This is a genomic window from Arthrobacter sp. (assembly GCF_031179385.1).
Taxonomy (GTDB): Bacteria; Actinomycetota; Actinomycetes; order Actinomycetales; family Micrococcaceae; genus Arthrobacter_D.
Genome location: NZ_JAPSHV010000069.1, coordinates 1 through 15,285, shown reverse-complemented (window position 1 = coordinate 15,285; position 15,285 = coordinate 1). Strand labels below are relative to the sequence as shown.

Genomic DNA, 15,285 nt, shown 5'->3' with positions numbered 1-15,285 from the left:
CGCTGAAGGTCCGCTTGCTGGACACCTCCAGATCCGCGGTGTTCTCGCGGATCTTGTCGAAGACCACGACTGTGTCATAGAGCGAATAACTCAGGATGGTGAGGAACCCGATGACGGCGGACGGCGTTACTTCGAAGTCGCTGAGCGCATAGATGCCCGCGGACGTGATCATCACCACGACCAGCGCCGCCATCGCGGCCACGGACATCTTCCACGTGCGGAAATAAATAGCCATCAGCAGCGCAGCAAGGGCGACAAAAACAATGAGTCCGATGATCGCCTGACGGCTGACGTCCTCACCCCAGGTCGGTCCCACGAAGTTGGAGGTGACCTCCTCCTCCGTAACGTCATAGGCGCCGATCAGCGCGTCGCGAACACTCAGGGTCTGGTCGTCGGTCAGCCGCTCCGTCTGGATCCGCATGGTTCCAGGCGCGATGTTGGTCACCCGTGGAACAGCTTCCGGTACGACGTTGGTGACCGCCTGTTCACCGGCGGTGACATCCGTGTTCTCCACGTTCGACACCGTGAACTCCGACCCGCCCCGGAAGTCGATACCGAGGTTGAACCCGCCCTTGACGATCGGGATCAGAATCGACAGCAGGATGGCAGCCGCCGCGATGAGGAACCATAGCTTGCGCTTGCCCACAAAGGGGTACGACCGCTTGCCGGAATACAGCTCATTTCCGAACTCGGCGAAACTGAAACGGCTCATCGGTTATCCCCTTCCTCGGATCCGCGTGCTTGCGCAGTAACGGTCTTTTGTTCTTCAGCGGCCTTCCGCTGTTCGGCGAGGCGCCGCTCCGCAATGGTCATTCGCCGTTCCGCTTCTCCTGCCGCTGCCTTGTTCCGGCCGCGCAGTTCAACCTCAGGCCGTTCCACCGGCTTGTGCCGCACTCGACCGGCTCCGCGGTATAGCGGAAGCGCACCGAGGCGTGACGGGTCGAGGCCCGACCAGCGGTGGCCTTCACCAAAGAATCGGGTCATCGCCAGCAACCGCATCATGGGGTGGGTGAAGAGGAACACGACCACGAGGTCGGCAATGGCGGTGAGGCCGAGTGTGAACGCAAACCCACGTACGTTGCCGACGGCCACGAAGTAGAGCACGACGGCGGCAAGCAGGTTCATTGCCTTGGAGGCGAGTACCGTGCGCTTGGCTCGCCTCCAGCCGTTCTCGACCGCGGATACCAGGCCGCGACCGTCGCGAAGCTCGTCCCGGATACGTTCGAAGTACACGATGAACGAGTCGGCGGTCTGGCCAATTGCGACGATCAGTCCGGCCACACCGGCGAGCGACAGGCGGTAGTTCTCAGTCCAGCCGAGGATACAGATCGCAAGGTAGGTGAGCGCGCCGGCCACCACCAGGGAGGCAATCGTCACCAGGCCGAGCATCCGGTACTGGAACAGCGAGTACACGGCGACGAGAACCAGGCCGATCACGCCCGCGATGAGGCCGAGGCGCAGCTGGTCGGCGCCCAGGGTGGCGGAGATCTGCTGCTCACTCTGGATTTCGAAGCTGATCGGCAACGCGCCGTACTTCAACTGTTCGGCCAGAGCCGCCGATGACTCCTCGGTGAAGCTGCCGCTGATCTGCGGCCGCCCGTCAGGGATCACAGCGTTGGTTGTCGGGGCCGAGACAATGATGCCGTCGAGCACGATGGCGAACTGGTTCCTCGGGTCGCCGGAGCCGATCGCGAACAACCGCTCCGTGACCGAGCGGAAAGTTTCCGTTGCCTCATCGTTGAAGTCGATGTTGACGACCCACTCATTGAGGGTCTGGCCCTGCGAGCTGCGCGCCATGCCGTAGTCGGCGGAGTCGATCTCCGTACCGCGAACCTCGACCGGTCCGAGGATGTACTTGCCCTGCGTGTCCGGCTCACACGCAACCATGGGCTGGTCGGCCGGCGCAGGCTCCACCGCAGGCTGCAGGGCTTCGGGATTCGTGCAGTCCGTTGTCTCGAATTCCTGCATCAGTTCAGCGGTGATCCAGTTCGGATCACTCCCATCCGTGGGTTCCGCGCTGGGGGTCGGCAGCTGGTCTTCGGGCGTCGGTGTCTCAGCGGCCGGGGCAAGCCCGGGGCCGCCGAACAGGACCGGCCGGAACTCCATCTGCGCGGAAGCCTGGATCAGCTCCCGTGTTTCAGGTTCCGGGATGCCGGGGAGAGCAACAATGACGTTTCGACCGGACTGCGTGCTGATCTCGGCCTCGGCCACGCCGCTGCCGTCGACGCGCTGTCGAATGATTTCGACCGCTTGGTCAAGCTGCTCGGGGGTGATTTCGTCGCTACCCCCCTGAACCTGAGGCGCAAGGATCATCTGGGTACCACCCTCGAGATCGAGGGCCAGCTTTGGTGCCCAGCTGGCGCTACTCCACAGCGAGCCGCCGCCGAGCAGCAGCGCGAGGAGTGCAAAGACGACGCCGAGCCAGACGAGTGTGCGTCTGGCGGCGGAGCCTGGGCCGGTTCGTGCCATGGTGGGTGAATCCTTCGGGTGTTGGAGCGCGAGACTTGACGGAGCCTACATAGGGGCCGGGTCGCAGGTTACTGGTCTTTGTCGTTTCGGTCGCGGGAGTTTTCCCGGTTCAGTCGCTCGACGGTCTCTTCCGGGGTCTCCTCGCGTACCGGGCGCTGGTCATCCGTGGCCGGGTCCGTCAGTGAGGAGGCATCGTTCGGAACGGTACCTTCATCCTCGACCACCGGCTCAGGGGTGACAACCTTGGTCAGCGTCTGGGTATGGACCGTGGCCGTGACACCCGGCGAGATTTCAATGACGGCCTTGTTGTGTTCGTCATCGAGGGAAACGATGGTGCCGAACAAGCCGAAGTTGGTCATGACTTCGGTTCCCGAAACCATCTGGGTGCGCTGCTCGGCAACCTGCTGCTTCATCTTCCGTTGCTTGCGGAACATGGTGAAGATCAGGAAAGCCAGGGCCAACGGGAGCAGCAGGCTGAAGATGTCAAAGCCGCCGGTTGTCTGAGTGGTCTGGGCAACTACGTTTGCGAGCACAGAGAAGATCCGTTTCTATATTTGGTCGGCGCAGCGGGCCGCAACACATGCGGTTGCGACGCCGAATTCCGCGGCCACGCGCGGTCTGCAGGGGTACTGCCTTCAGGGTATCGACTCCGTGCCCCGTATTTCACAACGGTGAGACGGGACAGGAAACCGTGAACAGCGTTTCCGGCGATTTAGACCATGCGTGTGCCACACGTCATACCAGTCTACGGGGAACCCGGCGCAACTGACGCCTAGCCCTCGTTACGACTCCATTCCGTTTCGTTCTCCAGAGCGGTTCCCAGGGCGGGATCTTCCTGATAGACGGAGAACAGGTCCTCAGGCATGGCGGCAGCGACGGTTGGCGGCATGACCAGTCCGAGGTGTTCCCATGCAGCAGCCGTGGCAATACGTCCCCGGGGCGTTCGGCCGAGCATCCCTTCACGCACAAGATAGGGCTCGGCCACGGTTTCCACGGTCTCGGGCTCCTCACCTACCGCGATCGCGAGCGTGGAGAGGCCCACCGGTCCCCCGTTGAACTTCGTGATCAGGGCGGTCAGCACCGACCGGTCTAGCCGGTCAAGGCCCTTCGCGTCGACTTCGTACATGTCCAGGGCGGAACCGGCGCATCGTGCGTCTATGACGTCCACGCCGTGCACGAGTGCCCAGTCACGAACGCGGCGCAGCAACCGGTTCGCGATTCGGGGAGTGCCCCGCGATCGACCCGCAATCTCGGCAAAGGCCGCGGAGTTGACCCGCATGTCCATCATCATTGCCGAACGCCGGAGCACGAGTTCAAGCTCCGCGGTGGAGTAGAACTCAAGGTGCCCCGTGAACCCAAACCGGTCACGCAGGGGACCCGGAAGCAGCCCTGCCCGGGTAGTGGCCCCAACCAGCGTGAATGGCGGAAGTTCCAGCGGGATCGCGGTCGCCCCGGGGCCCTTGCCCACAACGATGTCGACCCGGAAGTCCTCCATGGCCATGTACAGCATTTCCTCGGCGGGGCGCGACATCCGGTGGATCTCGTCGAGGAACAGCACCTCACCTTCAGTGAGTGACGAGAGGATAGCCGCGAGATCCCCGGCGTGCTGGATCGCAGGACCGGAACTGATCCGCAGCGGGGCGTTCATTTCTGCTGCGATGATCATGGCGAGGGTGGTTTTTCCGAGTCCGGGCGGGCCGGACAGCAGCACATGGTCTGCGCTTCGACCGCGCATGCGCGACGCTTCAAGAACCAGGGACAACTGTCGGCGCACCCTCGCCTGGCCCACGAAGTCGTCGAGGTTCTTCGGCCGGAGGGCTGCCTCGACGGCCCGGTCCTCAGGATCGACCGAGGGCGAGACGAGAGGTTGTTCCTGATCTGCCGCCATCAGTTCACCGAGGCCCGTGCCGAGCTGCGCGCACCGTCCTGGCCGAGCCGGCGCAGGGTGAGCTTCAGGATGGCGCCGACGTCACCGGCAGCAGCGGTCTCCGGCGATTCCTTGACGGCTGCCTCTATGGCCGAGCCGGCGTCCTTCTCCGACCAACCGAGGCCCATCATGGCTGCGAGGACCTGCGACTGCCAGGCACCGGCTGAGGTTGCTGGTGAGTCAGCCTCGAGCGGAACAAGCTTGTCCGCGAGCTCGAGCACTATTCGCCGGGCCCCCTTGGGCCCGATGCCGGGAACCTTGCTGAAGGCCTTGTCATCACCCGACGACGCCGCGGTGCGGATGGCTGCCGGAGCATGCACGGCGAGGACAGCCAGTGCGAGCCGTGGGCCGACACCGCTGACCCCAAGTAGCGTTTCGAAGACCTCGCGCTCCTCCGGCTCGGTGAAACCGAACAGGGTCATCGAGTCCTCACGCACGATCATCGATGTGAACACCTTGGCCTGGTTCCCGGGACGCAATGTTGAGAGGGTCTGGGGCGTTGCCTGCACCTGCATGCCGAACCCGTTGACGTCGAGGACAGCCGAGTGCAGGCCGACGTGGCTTACGGTCCCGGTCAGAGAGCTGATCATGCGTGCGGCTCCAGGTGCTGAGGATTGAAACGAATAACACCGAACATATCTACGAATCAGCGTACGGGCAGGCGGTGACTATTTCACGCCCGCCACACCGATGCCGAGGCAGAGGCGGATTCGCATACGGGCGCTTAGCGCCGTCGTCGGGCTTTCGCTTCTGCTTCTGCCCACAGTCGTTGCGCTGCGGTCAGGCCGGAACCGCCTTGCGCACGGACGGACGACGACGAACCGGTTCGCCAGGCGTGCGTGATGGCCAGCGCCAGTGCGTCCGCCGCGTCGGCGGGGGTCGGTGCGGTGGAAAGCCGCAGGATCTTCGTGACCATCTTCGTCACCGCAGCCTTGTCTGACTGGCCGTTGCCGGTAACAGCGGCCTTGACCTCGGTGGGCGTGTGCAGTGCGACAGGAATCCCGCGGCGTGCAGCCGCAGCAATCACGACGCCGGATGCCTGCGCTGTACCCATCACGGTGCTCACGTTCAGTTGACTGAAGACACGTTCGACGGCGAGGACGTCCGGCGCATGGGTATCAAGCCACGTGTCGACCGACTCCGCAATCATGAGAAGCCGCCGGTCGAGCGTGTGGTCAGCGGGTGTGCCAACCACTCCGACGGCCACGAGCGTGGCCCGGCGGTTTGGTTCGACATCGACCACCGCCAACCCGCAGCGCGTGAGGCCAGGGTCGATACCCAGGACGCGCAAGGTCACCCGGAACGCTCCGGGACCGCCTGAATGAGACTAATCGTCGCTCTCCAACTCGGCCATGACGTCTTCGCTGAGGTCTGCGTTCGAGTACACGTTCTGCACGTCGTCCAGCTCTTCGAGCGCGTCAACCAGCTTGAGGAACTTGCGTGCGGCATCGGCGTCGAGCTCCACCTGCATGGAGGGGACAAACTCGACCTCATCGGTCTCGTACTCGATACCTGCTTCCTCCAGACCGGCAACGACGGCGCGCAGGTCGGACGGCTCGGAGTGAACGTCGAAGGAGTCCCCCGATTCCTTGACTTCTTCAGCGCCGGCGTCGAGGACTGCCATCAGAACATCGTCTTCGGACAGGTCCTTCTTCGGCAGCGAGACAACGCCCTTGCGTGCAAACAGGTACGCAACCGAACCAGGATCGGCAACGGTTCCGCCGTTGCGGGTGATGGCTACCCGGACCTCGGAGGCGGCACGGTTCTTGTTGTCCGTCAGGCACTCGATCAGCAGGGCTGAGCCCTGGGGGCCGCGCGCTTCGTAAATGATCTCCGAGTAATCGATGACCTCGCCGGTCAGGCCGGCGCCGCGCTTGATCGCGCGGTCGATGTTGTCGTTGGGAACAGAGGTCTTCTTGGCTTTCTGTACGGCGAGTTCCAGTGCAGGGTTGCCCGACAGGTCGGCTCCACCGGCACGGGCGGCAACCTCAATGTTCTTGATCAGCTTCGCGAAGGACTTTGCACGTTTGGCATCGATCACGGCCTTCTTGTGTTTGGTGGTTGCCCATTTAGAGTGCCCCGACATGCTCTGCCCTTCTGGTAGCGATCATCGATAGGAAAAGCTCGTGGATGCGGTGCTCACCGGTGACCTCCGGATGGAAGCTGGTGGCAAGCAGGTTTCCCGAGCGAACTGCAACAATTCTAGCGATCGGCGGTGCGTGGCCCTTGCCGGCGTCCTGCTCAGCGCCGTGTTCGGCCGGCGGAGTATCAGGCGCCTCGACCTGCGCGAGGATCTTCACCGACTCTCCTACCTTTTCCACCCACGGCGCACGGATGAATACCGCGTGGACATCGTCGCCGTCTCCCGGCAGCTCGGCGAACGGCAGATCCGTCTCGAAGGATTCCCGCTGCCGGCCGAAGGCATTGCGGCGCACAACGATATCCAGCCCGCCGATGGTCTGCTGGGGACTGCCCTGCAGGTCCACCGAAGGATCCGCAATGGTGTCGGCCAGCATGATCATTCCGGCACAGGATCCGTAGACAGGAAACCCGTCACGAATGCGTTCACGGAGCGGCTCGGCAAGGTCGAAGGCGCGGGTCAGCTTGTCCATGGTAGTCGACTCGCCGCCGGGAATGATCAGGCCTTCGACCTGGTCCAGCTCGTCGGGACGCCGGACGGGCGAAGCGACGCCTCCGAGGGATTCGATCACCCGGATGTGTTCGCGGACGTCACCCTGGACGGCGAGAACGCCCACGCGCAGCGCGGAGCCCTGAGGAGAATTGGTGGAAGTCACCGACCCATTCTAGTTTGGCCAGAGCCCTTCCCACCGAATCGATCACGACGCCGGCTCCTCCCGCCGCTGAGGTGCGCATGCCTAAGACGCTTGCAAACCGCGATAAGTTAGACATCATGTCTGTTCTGTCGAGCGTGAGCGTGCCCCTGGGCAAAACAGTGCGGGCGCTTTCCCGTTTACGGGGTGGCGGTTCTGCGTTCCCGGGTCTGGTAGTCGAGCGGATCGACCCCGGTTTCATGGCGCGAGCGCTACGCAACCTCCCCCACGGGGTCATCGTCGTGAGTGGGACCAATGGCAAGACCACCACTACCAAGATGGTCGTTGAGCTCCTCGAAGGCCAGGGCCTGAACGTTTTCACCAACCGGACCGGCAGCAACTTCACCCGCGGGGTCGCCGCTGCACTCCTGGGCGACGTCGACTGGCGGGGCCGTCTGAAGGCCGACGTCGCCGTCCTCGAACTGGACGAGGCCCACGCGGTCCACTTCGTGAACCTGGTTCCGCCGACGCACTGCCTGCTGCTCAACGTCCTGCGCGACCAGCTGGACCGCTTCGGTGAGATCGACAAGACAACCCGGCTGCTTGAGCAGATCGCGGTGAAAACCACCGGCACCGTCGTCCTGAACCGGGAGGACCCGCGGGTCGCCTCCATCGCGTCGTCGGTCCGGTCGGCATCGGTGGCCTACTTCGGCCTGGACGAATCGTTGCGTTCGACCTTCCCCAGCGATGATGACCTGCGCGGCGCCACCGGCACCGCTCCGGCCTCGAGTCTTCCGGCCGACGTCGTGCTTGAGTCTGTGAACTCGAATACCGCGACGTTCTCGATGGACGGCGAAACGAGCACAATCGAGCTGAGCCTGCGCGGCGTCTACAACATCTTCAACGCCGCCGCTGCGCTGGCGATGGCGCGAATCATCCTGGGTGGTAACGCGAAACGCGCAGAGATGCTCAGTTCGCTGGCAGCGGTTGAGCCTGCCTTCGGCCGCGGTGAATCGCTCGTTGTGGACGGTCAGCCCCTCGAACTCGTCCTCGTGAAGAATCCGAGCGGTTTCCGGCTGGGCCTGAAATCATTCGATGCCGCCGGGTACGCGACCATGATCGCCATCAATGACAACTATGCGGACGGCAGGGACATGTCGTGGCTCTGGGATGTCGATTTCGACAGCCTGAGGAACGACGGCGTCGACATGGTCAGCGGCGTCCGCGCCTATGACATGGCCCTTCGCCTCCAGTACGACGACGTCGCCGCCCGCGACATCGACCCGGACACCGGTTCCGCCCTGCGCACCTTCATCAGCCGCGCGAAGGGTCAGCCGAAACGAATCTTCTGCACCTACACGGCGATGCTCGCCATCCGCAGGGATCTGTCCAAAATTACCGATGTGAAGGTGGTTTCATGACTTCCGGCGCCCAGGAGAGCACTCCAGTACACAGCAATTCAGCACACAAGGGCACGCTGCGCATCCTGCAGCTGTACCCGCGGGACATGAACATCTACGGTGACTGGGGCAACGTACTGGTGCTCAAGCAGCGCCTTGCCTGGCACGGCTACGATGCCGAGATCCTCGAACACAACGCCGGTGATACCTTCCCGGACGACGTCGACATCCTGATCGGCGGCGGCGGCCAGGACAGCGGGCAGGTGGTGATCCAGCAGGACCTGCAGTCCAATGCGGCGCACCTTCGCGCGCTGGCGGAGGACGGCACGCCGATGCTGGCCATCTGCGGCCTCTACCAACTGTTCGGCAACTTCTTCAAGACGCACGACGGCACAGTCATCCCCGGCATCAGCATCCTGGACATCGAGACACACGGCGGCAGCGAGCGGCTGATCGGTAACGTCGTTGCCCGCAGCGAGGAATTCGGCGACATCCACGGCTATGAGAACCACAGCGGCCAGACCTACCTCGGTCCCGGTGTCCGGCCTCTTGCGACAGTGACCAAAGGCGAGGGCAACAACTCTTCCGAGGATCACGAGGGCGCCCGCCACCTCAACATTGTTGCAAGTTACCTCCACGGTTCACTGTTGCCGAAAAACCCGGCGATCGCGGACTTCCTCATCCGTGAAGCAGCCACCCGCAAGTTCGGGTCTTTCGAGCCCGGTGACGTGGACGACAGCCTGGCTGAGCTTGCGCGCCGGCACGCCGCGACCCGCCCACGCTGACCGGGCCCTGAGCCACCAGCTCCGCTGAACCAGTCCCCGGCCGGACTATTCCTCTTCAGACACCAGCCACTGGTGAGCACCGTCGTCGGACGCTCCGAAGGCGTCCACCGTTGCGAGGGTGCGCGCCTTGACGGCTTCCTCGTGCTCGGGAGTCGAGCACGAGCCGGGCTCCCGGTCCGGTGCCAGCGAGCACCAGCGGTACGGGTCCCGGACGATGACGGAAGGAACCCAGGCCAGATCGCTGACCGTCCACTCACCCGATTCGTCAGCGGCGAATTGAGCCCGGATGGTCAGCCCTTCGTTGTTCACGTCATACACCGGTGACAGCTCGGTCACTCCGTTGCCGAGTCCGTACACGATCCAGGTGTCGTTGTAATACTCGATGGGAAGCACCGAGTGCGTGTGGTGCCCATAGATGAAGTCGACGGCCCCGCTGTCCGCCAGCGCGTGGGCGAGGTCGATCTGCTGCTGGTTGGGCAGTGAAGCGTACTCATCTCCGGCGTGGATGGCAGCGATAACGACGTCGGCGCCTTCCGCACGCGCCCGTTCTGCCTTCGCGATCATTGTTGCGGAATCGAGCATGTCCACCTGCCACGGGAACTCCGCGATCAGCCCGTTCAGCCCGTAGGTCGCCTCGATGACCGCTACCTTCGCCGCGGGTGTCTCGAGAATCATCAGCTCGCGCGATTCTTCCTCCGTCCGGTAGGAGCCGGTGTGCGGCAATTCCAGCCGATCGAGTGTGTCCAGGGTGCGCACCAGCCCTTCGGTGCCGGCATCGATCGTGTGGTTGCTTGCAGTGGTGCAGGCGTCGTAGCCGACGGCCTTTGCGGCGTCGAGGATCTGCGGGGGCACGTTGAACTGCGGGTAGCCGCTGAACGGTCCTTCCGGTGCGGCAACCGGGGTTTCCATGTGGCACATGGCGAGATCACTGGCCTGGATGTACGGACGCTGTCCGGACAGGAGCGGCTCGAAGTCGAGAGAGCCCTTGCCGGTCTGCTGGGCATCGGCGGTGGCCTGCTCCCATAACTGCGGGTGTACCAGAAGATCGCCCGAAGCCATGAACGAGAAACACCGGTCGGTGGGGCAGTCGGGACCCCTGCCGGGAGTCGGCTCCGGCGTGGGTTCCGGCGCCTCCGACGTGGAGGCGGTTTCAGGCGCCGAGGAGGCGGCGGGCGCTGTCGTCGATGGTTCTGCGCCCTCCGTGGTTCGCCCTTCCCCTGCCCCCATGCAGCCTGAGCACGCAAGCGTGAGCGCCAGTCCCAGCGCTGCCCACCTGCCTCGTACTAGCGCCTTTTCGGACACAGCTTCCTCCCTCGGGTGATGACTCTCAATGATAGGTGCGGCACAGCACGGATTCGGGGAGAAACGGCCCCGATCTGCTGGAGTGGCGCCAACCGTTATGCCAAGGTTGGTTTCCATGAGCAACCCCTTCCTCAGTCCCAGTACGCTGCCGTATCAGCTGCCGCCCTTCGCCCAGATCCGAGAAGAGGACTACCTTCCGGCCTTCGAAGCAGGCATGCAGGAGCATCTGAGCGAGATCGACGCGATCGTCTCCAACCCTGAACCAGCGACGTTCGACAATACGATCGTTGAGCTGGAACTGGCCGGTGAGACTCTCCGCCGCGTCTCTCTGGTGTTCTACAACAACTCGTCGGCGCACTCCACCGACGGTATACAGGCGGTGGAGAAGGAGATCGCACCGCGGCTCGCTGCGCACGGGGACAACATTTACCTGAACACCGCTCTCTTTGCGCGCGTCAACGCTGTCGATGCCTCCGACATGGACCCCGAATCGGCGCGGCTCGCCGATGAATACCGGCAGCGTTTCGTCCGCGCGGGTGCCCAGCTCGACGATGATGCGCAGCACCGCCTGCGCGAACTGAACGGAAAGCTCTCCGAACTCGGCACCGAGTTCAGCCAACGGCTGCTCCGGGAAACGAATGATTCTGCGCTTCTGATCGACGACCCGGCGGAACTGGACGGCCTGACAGCGGACGACGTCGCGTCAGCGGCCGACGCCGCCAAGGCAGCAGGACATCCGGGCAAATACCTCCTGACCCTCATCCTGCCCACCTCCCAGCCTGCACTGGAGTCCCTGACCAACCGGGAAACCCGGCGCCGCCTCCACGAAGCCTCCATCAACCGCGGCTTCCGCGACAACTCCAACAACACAGTCGGCGTCGCGGCGACCATGGCCGCCCTGCGTGCAGAACGCGCCGCCCTGCTCGGCTTCGCCAATCACGCCGAGCTCGCCACGGACGACCAGACGGCACCTTCGTTGGACGCCATCCACGACATGCTGGGCCGGTTGGCAGGACCTGCGGTGCGGAATGCGCGTGCCGAAGCTGAACAGCTGGAGAGCGTTGCCGGCCACCCGATCGAGGCATGGGACTGGTCCTTCTACTCCGAGAAGGTGCGCTCGGAGCGTTACGACGTCGATCTGTCCGCGCTGCGCCCCTACTTCGAGCTGGACCGGGTACTCAAGGACGGGGTTTTCTTCGCCGCGAACAAGTTGTACGGGCTGTCGTTCCATGAGAGTGACGACCTGCAGGGTTACCATCCGGATGTGCGGGTCTGGGAGGTCCGCGAGGAGGACGGAACGGAACTCGGGCTGTTCCTCGGGGACTACTACACGCGCGAGACCAAGAACGGCGGCGCCTGGATGAATTCCTTCGTGGAGCAATCCCGGCTGGCCGGGACGCGCGCCGTCGTCGTCAATAATCTCAATGTCACCCGGCCGCCGGCGGGTGAACCCACGTTGCTGACGTTCGACGAGGTCCGGACCACGTTCCACGAGTTCGGACACGCACTGCACGGTCTGTTCTCGAACGTCGCCTATCCGCTGTTCTCGGGCACGAGCGTGCCCCGCGACTTCGTGGAGTACCCCTCACAGGTCAACGAGATGTGGATGCTCTGGCCGGAAGTGGTGAATAATTACGCGCGCCACCACCAGACCGGCGAGCCGCTTGCCCAGGACACGATCGACAAGCTGGTTGCCGCACGGCAGTGGGGTGAGGGATTCGCCACGACCGAGTATCTCGCCGCTGCACTTCTGGACCTGGCCTGGCACGAGCTGCCGCCGGGGACAACGGTGGAGGATCCACTAGCCTTTGAGAAGCAGGCACTGCACGACGCCGGAGTGGACTACGCACTTGTGCCGCCGCGGTACCGCACCGGTTATTTCAAGCATATTTTCGCGGGCGGCTACGCGGCAGCGTACTACGCCTACATCTGGAGTGAAGTCCTTGATGCGGACAGCGTCGAGTGGTTCAAGGAGTCCGGCGGGCTCACCCGCGAGAACGGCGAGCACTTCCGTCGTGAGCTGCTCTCGCGCGGCTACAGCGTCGACCCGCTCGAGGCGTTCGCTGCATTCCGTGGGCGGGCTGCAAGCATCGATCCGCTGTTGGCGCGTCGAGGGCTGGCTGAGAAGCCATGACCACGATCGCCGGTTGCCAGAGGCTGCAGCGGGCATGGTTCGCTGCGATGGCCCGGGCAACCGGCGGCAGGACTTTCTCGACGCACGAGTGTGACTGGATCTGGCTGCCTGCACGGCGCGAGCTCATGCTGATGTTCCCGACTGCAGTGTCCCCTGCCGGGTTGAGGCCCGGCCTCGCCGAGGGGGTCCGGCTTGGGGCGGGGACCGTGGGTGTATGGCTCAATGGTGCGGTTCGGGGACAGGAGCTTGGAAGCTTCGGCTTCGAACAGGGCTGGCAGCCGTGGTGGATGAGCGCTCCGGTTGACGCTGTCACTGCCTTCGACAGCAGTGGAACGACCATTACGGCGTCGGTTTCTGAGTTCGATGGGCCGCCTGCCACTGAACTGGCTGTCGCCCGGGCCGAACCGCGGAGGGCCTGGCACGCGGTGGCGCGGCAGGGTGAGTCCCTCGTTGGGTCGGCGTATTCGTTTTATGACGGGATCGACAACCCCCGCGGCCTCGGCGGCGTCTTCAACATGGAAGTCCACCCCGGGTTCCGTCGTCGCGGGCACGGCACAGCTCTTCTTGCAGCCCTTGCCCGGGAGGCCGCGGCGGCGGGCGCCAGGGAGCTCGCGTTGAATGCCACGCCCGAAGGTTACGAGCTGTATTCCCGCCGCGGCTTCGAACTGATCGGGCGTGGGCAGACCTGGTGGCTGCGGCTGGACTGAGCGGCCTCTCAGCCGTTATACGCTTCTAGCTGCGGCAAAATTCTTGGGGGAAGGTTTCACTGTGGAACGACGGGCGTTTATCGGTGCGCTGGCAGCTACCGGAATCGGTTGTGGGCTGGCGGCCTGCGCCGGCGCCGAGCGAAGCTCAAGCGGCGCACAGGTCCTGACGAAGCCGCCCGCAGCACCAAAACCTACTCCTTCACCGATCTCAACCTCCCCCACTCCGAGTCCGGTGCCGGCTCCTCCCGCCGTAACGAAGGTGCCCCTGCCTCCCGGCATCATCACCGGCCTTCCCACGACGGAACCCGTCCTCGCCTGGACGGTCGACGATGGGTCTGACAGCGAAGTCGTGCGGCGATACGCCGAGTTCGCCCGTGACAGCGGCACCCGGCTTACGTTCTTCCTCAACGGCTCATACCCGGGCTGGACCGAGCACGCTTCCCTCCTGAAGCCGCTCGTCGCGTCCGGGCAGGTGCAGGTCGCCAACCACACGTGGTCCCATGCCGATCTCACCAGCGTGAGCGACGCGGAAGTGGTCGCCGAACTCCAGCGCAACCACGATTTCATCTCCGCCACCTTCGGCGTCGACGCACGCCCGTACTACCGCCCGCCCTACGGGTACCGCGACGCGCGTACGGACGCTCTCGCAGCGTCGATCGGCTACACGTGCCCAGTCCTGTGGTACGGCTCCCTCGCTGATTCGGGTCTGCTGCCCGAGCAGGAAATCGTTAATCTCGCCACGGAGTGGTTCAGGCCCGCGCACATCATCATTGGTCATCTCAATTACCTGCCCGTCACCAACGTGTTCCCACAACTTCGTCAGCTGATCAACGACCGTCAACTCATCACCGTGACGTTGAACGACATCTTCACCCCCTGAGCGCCGGGCGCACGGTGAAATTCGCGCTCACACTGACACACGTTGCACCTGCACCCGCCGCTCTAGCGCGAGTGAAAGTCAAGAGCGACGCCGATCCACTGCATGAGGTCCTCGTCCCCCAGCAGCGCGTCGGGCTGCACGGTGAGCCAACCCGGACCCATGGGCCGTTCTATACCCATGAATGACCGGCCGGCGCCCTTCCGCTGCAGTAATTCTTCGCTGTCGGCCGGATCAACCCGGACGAGGAGTGACCCGTCACGACCAGCGGATACCAGCATCCGGTCCTCCAGCATGAACGCTATCCCGCCGAACATGGCGACCTCGCGAACGGGCCCGCCGTCTTGAATCATCGACCTGATCCGGGCAGCCAGTGCCTCACGCTCTGCAGTCATCCCATCTCCCTGTCCTAGTCCTCAACTCCAGGCCACTCCACTGCACCCGCCTCCGCTGCTCCCAGAGACTCCACCGTTGCCTTGGTGCGCGCGCGGCTCGCGGCGTCCTCCTCATTCGAGACGCATGACGCTCCCGAGGCGGCCATCTCCTGCAGGCTGGAGGCTGCCACAGGGCACCAGCGATGTTCAGGACCATTCCAGGTGGCCGGCAGCCAGCGAAGCTCGGCCACCTGGAACCCGCCGTCGTCGTCGCGTTCGAAGTCCGCACGGACCAGAAGGCCCTCCGTGTTGCGGATATCCGGCGTGAGATGGGCGGCAATGGTGTTTCCGAGACCATAGACGATCCACACGCCGTTGTACTTCTCGATGGGCAGCACCGAGTGGCTGTGGTGTCCGTAGATCAGATCGAAGCGGCCGCTGTCCACCAGTGCGTGCGCCACCTCCTGCTGCTGAGCATTGGCGTAGTCGGCGTACTCGTCGCCGGCATGCACAGCTGCGAGTACGACGTCGGCACCCGC

17 protein-coding genes are annotated in these 15,285 nt (G+C 64.2%); 6 read left to right on the top strand and 11 right to left on the bottom strand.

The features are described 5' to 3' along the window. The 8 genes from secF to pdxT all read right to left on the bottom strand — a co-directional run. A partial coding sequence (gene secF, locus RIF85_RS10525; RefSeq protein WP_309071862.1) for a protein translocase subunit SecF occupies positions 1-712 on the bottom strand: 712 nt, incomplete at its 3' end. Beyond that, positions 709-2,469 (bottom strand): protein translocase subunit SecD, encoded by a 1,761-nt coding sequence (gene secD / locus RIF85_RS10520; RefSeq protein WP_309071861.1) that lies wholly within the window; start codon positions 2,467-2,469, stop codon positions 709-711. The genes secF and secD, both read right to left, overlap by 4 nt. A gap of 68 nt (positions 2,470-2,537) precedes the next feature. After that, the gene (gene yajC / locus RIF85_RS10515; protein ID WP_309071860.1) at positions 2,538-3,002 is read right to left on the bottom strand and encodes a preprotein translocase subunit YajC; all 465 of its coding nucleotides are present in this window, start codon (positions 3,000-3,002) and stop codon (positions 2,538-2,540) included. 239 nt (positions 3,003-3,241) lie between these two features. Continuing rightward, positions 3,242-4,357 carry a Holliday junction branch migration DNA helicase RuvB gene (gene ruvB, locus RIF85_RS10510; protein WP_309071859.1) on the bottom strand — a complete coding sequence of 372 codons (1,116 nt, stop codon included), beginning with the start codon at positions 4,355-4,357 and terminating at the stop codon, positions 3,242-3,244. Further along, positions 4,357-4,986, bottom strand: a complete 630-nt coding sequence (gene ruvA / locus RIF85_RS10505) for a Holliday junction branch migration protein RuvA (protein WP_309071858.1) — start codon at positions 4,984-4,986, stop codon at positions 4,357-4,359. The genes ruvB and ruvA overlap by 1 nt, the downstream gene beginning before the upstream one ends. A 134-nt stretch (positions 4,987-5,120) precedes the next feature. Beyond that, positions 5,121-5,693 (bottom strand): crossover junction endodeoxyribonuclease RuvC, encoded by a 573-nt coding sequence (gene ruvC / locus RIF85_RS10500; RefSeq protein WP_309071857.1) that lies wholly within the window; start codon positions 5,691-5,693, stop codon positions 5,121-5,123. A 30-nt stretch (positions 5,694-5,723) separates the two neighbouring features. Continuing rightward, positions 5,724-6,482, bottom strand: coding sequence for a YebC/PmpR family DNA-binding transcriptional regulator (locus RIF85_RS10495; protein ID WP_309071856.1), 759 nt, complete (start codon positions 6,480-6,482; stop codon positions 5,724-5,726). Then, entirely contained in the window at positions 6,466-7,191 is a 726-nt protein-coding gene (gene pdxT / locus RIF85_RS10490; protein WP_309071855.1) for a pyridoxal 5'-phosphate synthase glutaminase subunit PdxT, read from the bottom strand. Before pdxT ends, RIF85_RS10495 begins: the two co-directional genes overlap by 17 nt. Before the next feature lie 125 nt (positions 7,192-7,316). Between pdxT and RIF85_RS10485 the strand changes: the two genes are divergently transcribed. Both RIF85_RS10485 and RIF85_RS10480 read left to right on the top strand, forming a co-directional pair. Beyond that, positions 7,317-8,588, top strand: a complete 1,272-nt coding sequence (locus tag RIF85_RS10485) for a MurT ligase domain-containing protein (RefSeq protein ID WP_309071863.1) — start codon at positions 7,317-7,319, stop codon at positions 8,586-8,588. Further along, positions 8,585-9,352: a glutamine amidotransferase gene (locus tag RIF85_RS10480; protein WP_309071854.1), complete on the top strand. Its 768-nt coding sequence runs from the start codon at positions 8,585-8,587 to the stop codon at positions 9,350-9,352. Before RIF85_RS10485 ends, RIF85_RS10480 begins: the two co-directional genes overlap by 4 nt. A gap of 45 nt (positions 9,353-9,397) precedes the next feature. Here RIF85_RS10480 and RIF85_RS10475 read toward each other — a convergent pair whose 3' ends face one another. Next, positions 9,398-10,411, bottom strand: coding sequence for a CapA family protein (locus RIF85_RS10475; protein ID WP_309071853.1), 1,014 nt, complete (start codon positions 10,409-10,411; stop codon positions 9,398-9,400). Between RIF85_RS10475 and RIF85_RS10470 the strand changes: the two genes are divergently transcribed. The 4 genes from RIF85_RS10470 to RIF85_RS10455 all read left to right on the top strand — a co-directional run bounded on the left by RIF85_RS10470 (position 10,410) and on the right by RIF85_RS10455 (position 14,375). Next, a complete protein-coding gene (locus RIF85_RS10470) occupies positions 10,410-10,673 on the top strand; it encodes a hypothetical protein (RefSeq protein ID WP_309071852.1) in 264 nt (87 codons plus the stop codon). The two genes, RIF85_RS10475 and RIF85_RS10470, sit on opposite strands and share 2 nt — an antisense overlap. Positions 10,674-10,769: 96 nt before the next feature. Then, a complete protein-coding gene (locus tag RIF85_RS10465) occupies positions 10,770-12,788 on the top strand; it encodes a M3 family metallopeptidase (RefSeq protein ID WP_309071851.1) in 2,019 nt (672 codons plus the stop codon). After that, positions 12,785-13,495 (top strand): GNAT family N-acetyltransferase, encoded by a 711-nt coding sequence (locus RIF85_RS10460; RefSeq protein WP_309071850.1) that lies wholly within the window; start codon positions 12,785-12,787, stop codon positions 13,493-13,495. Before RIF85_RS10465 ends, RIF85_RS10460 begins: the two co-directional genes overlap by 4 nt. Before the next feature lie 61 nt (positions 13,496-13,556). After that, on the top strand, positions 13,557-14,375 hold the full coding sequence (locus RIF85_RS10455) for a polysaccharide deacetylase family protein (RefSeq protein WP_309071849.1): 819 nt from the start codon (positions 13,557-13,559) through the stop codon (positions 14,373-14,375). A gap of 62 nt (positions 14,376-14,437) precedes the next feature. Here RIF85_RS10455 and RIF85_RS10450 read toward each other — a convergent pair whose 3' ends face one another. Together RIF85_RS10450 and RIF85_RS10445 are read right to left on the bottom strand one after the other, a co-directional pair. Further along, positions 14,438-14,767 (bottom strand): TfoX/Sxy family protein, encoded by a 330-nt coding sequence (locus tag RIF85_RS10450; protein ID WP_309071848.1) that lies wholly within the window; start codon positions 14,765-14,767, stop codon positions 14,438-14,440. 14 nt (positions 14,768-14,781) lie between these two features. Beyond that, a partial coding sequence (locus RIF85_RS10445) for a CapA family protein (RefSeq protein WP_309071847.1) occupies positions 14,782-15,285 on the bottom strand: 504 nt, incomplete at its 5' end.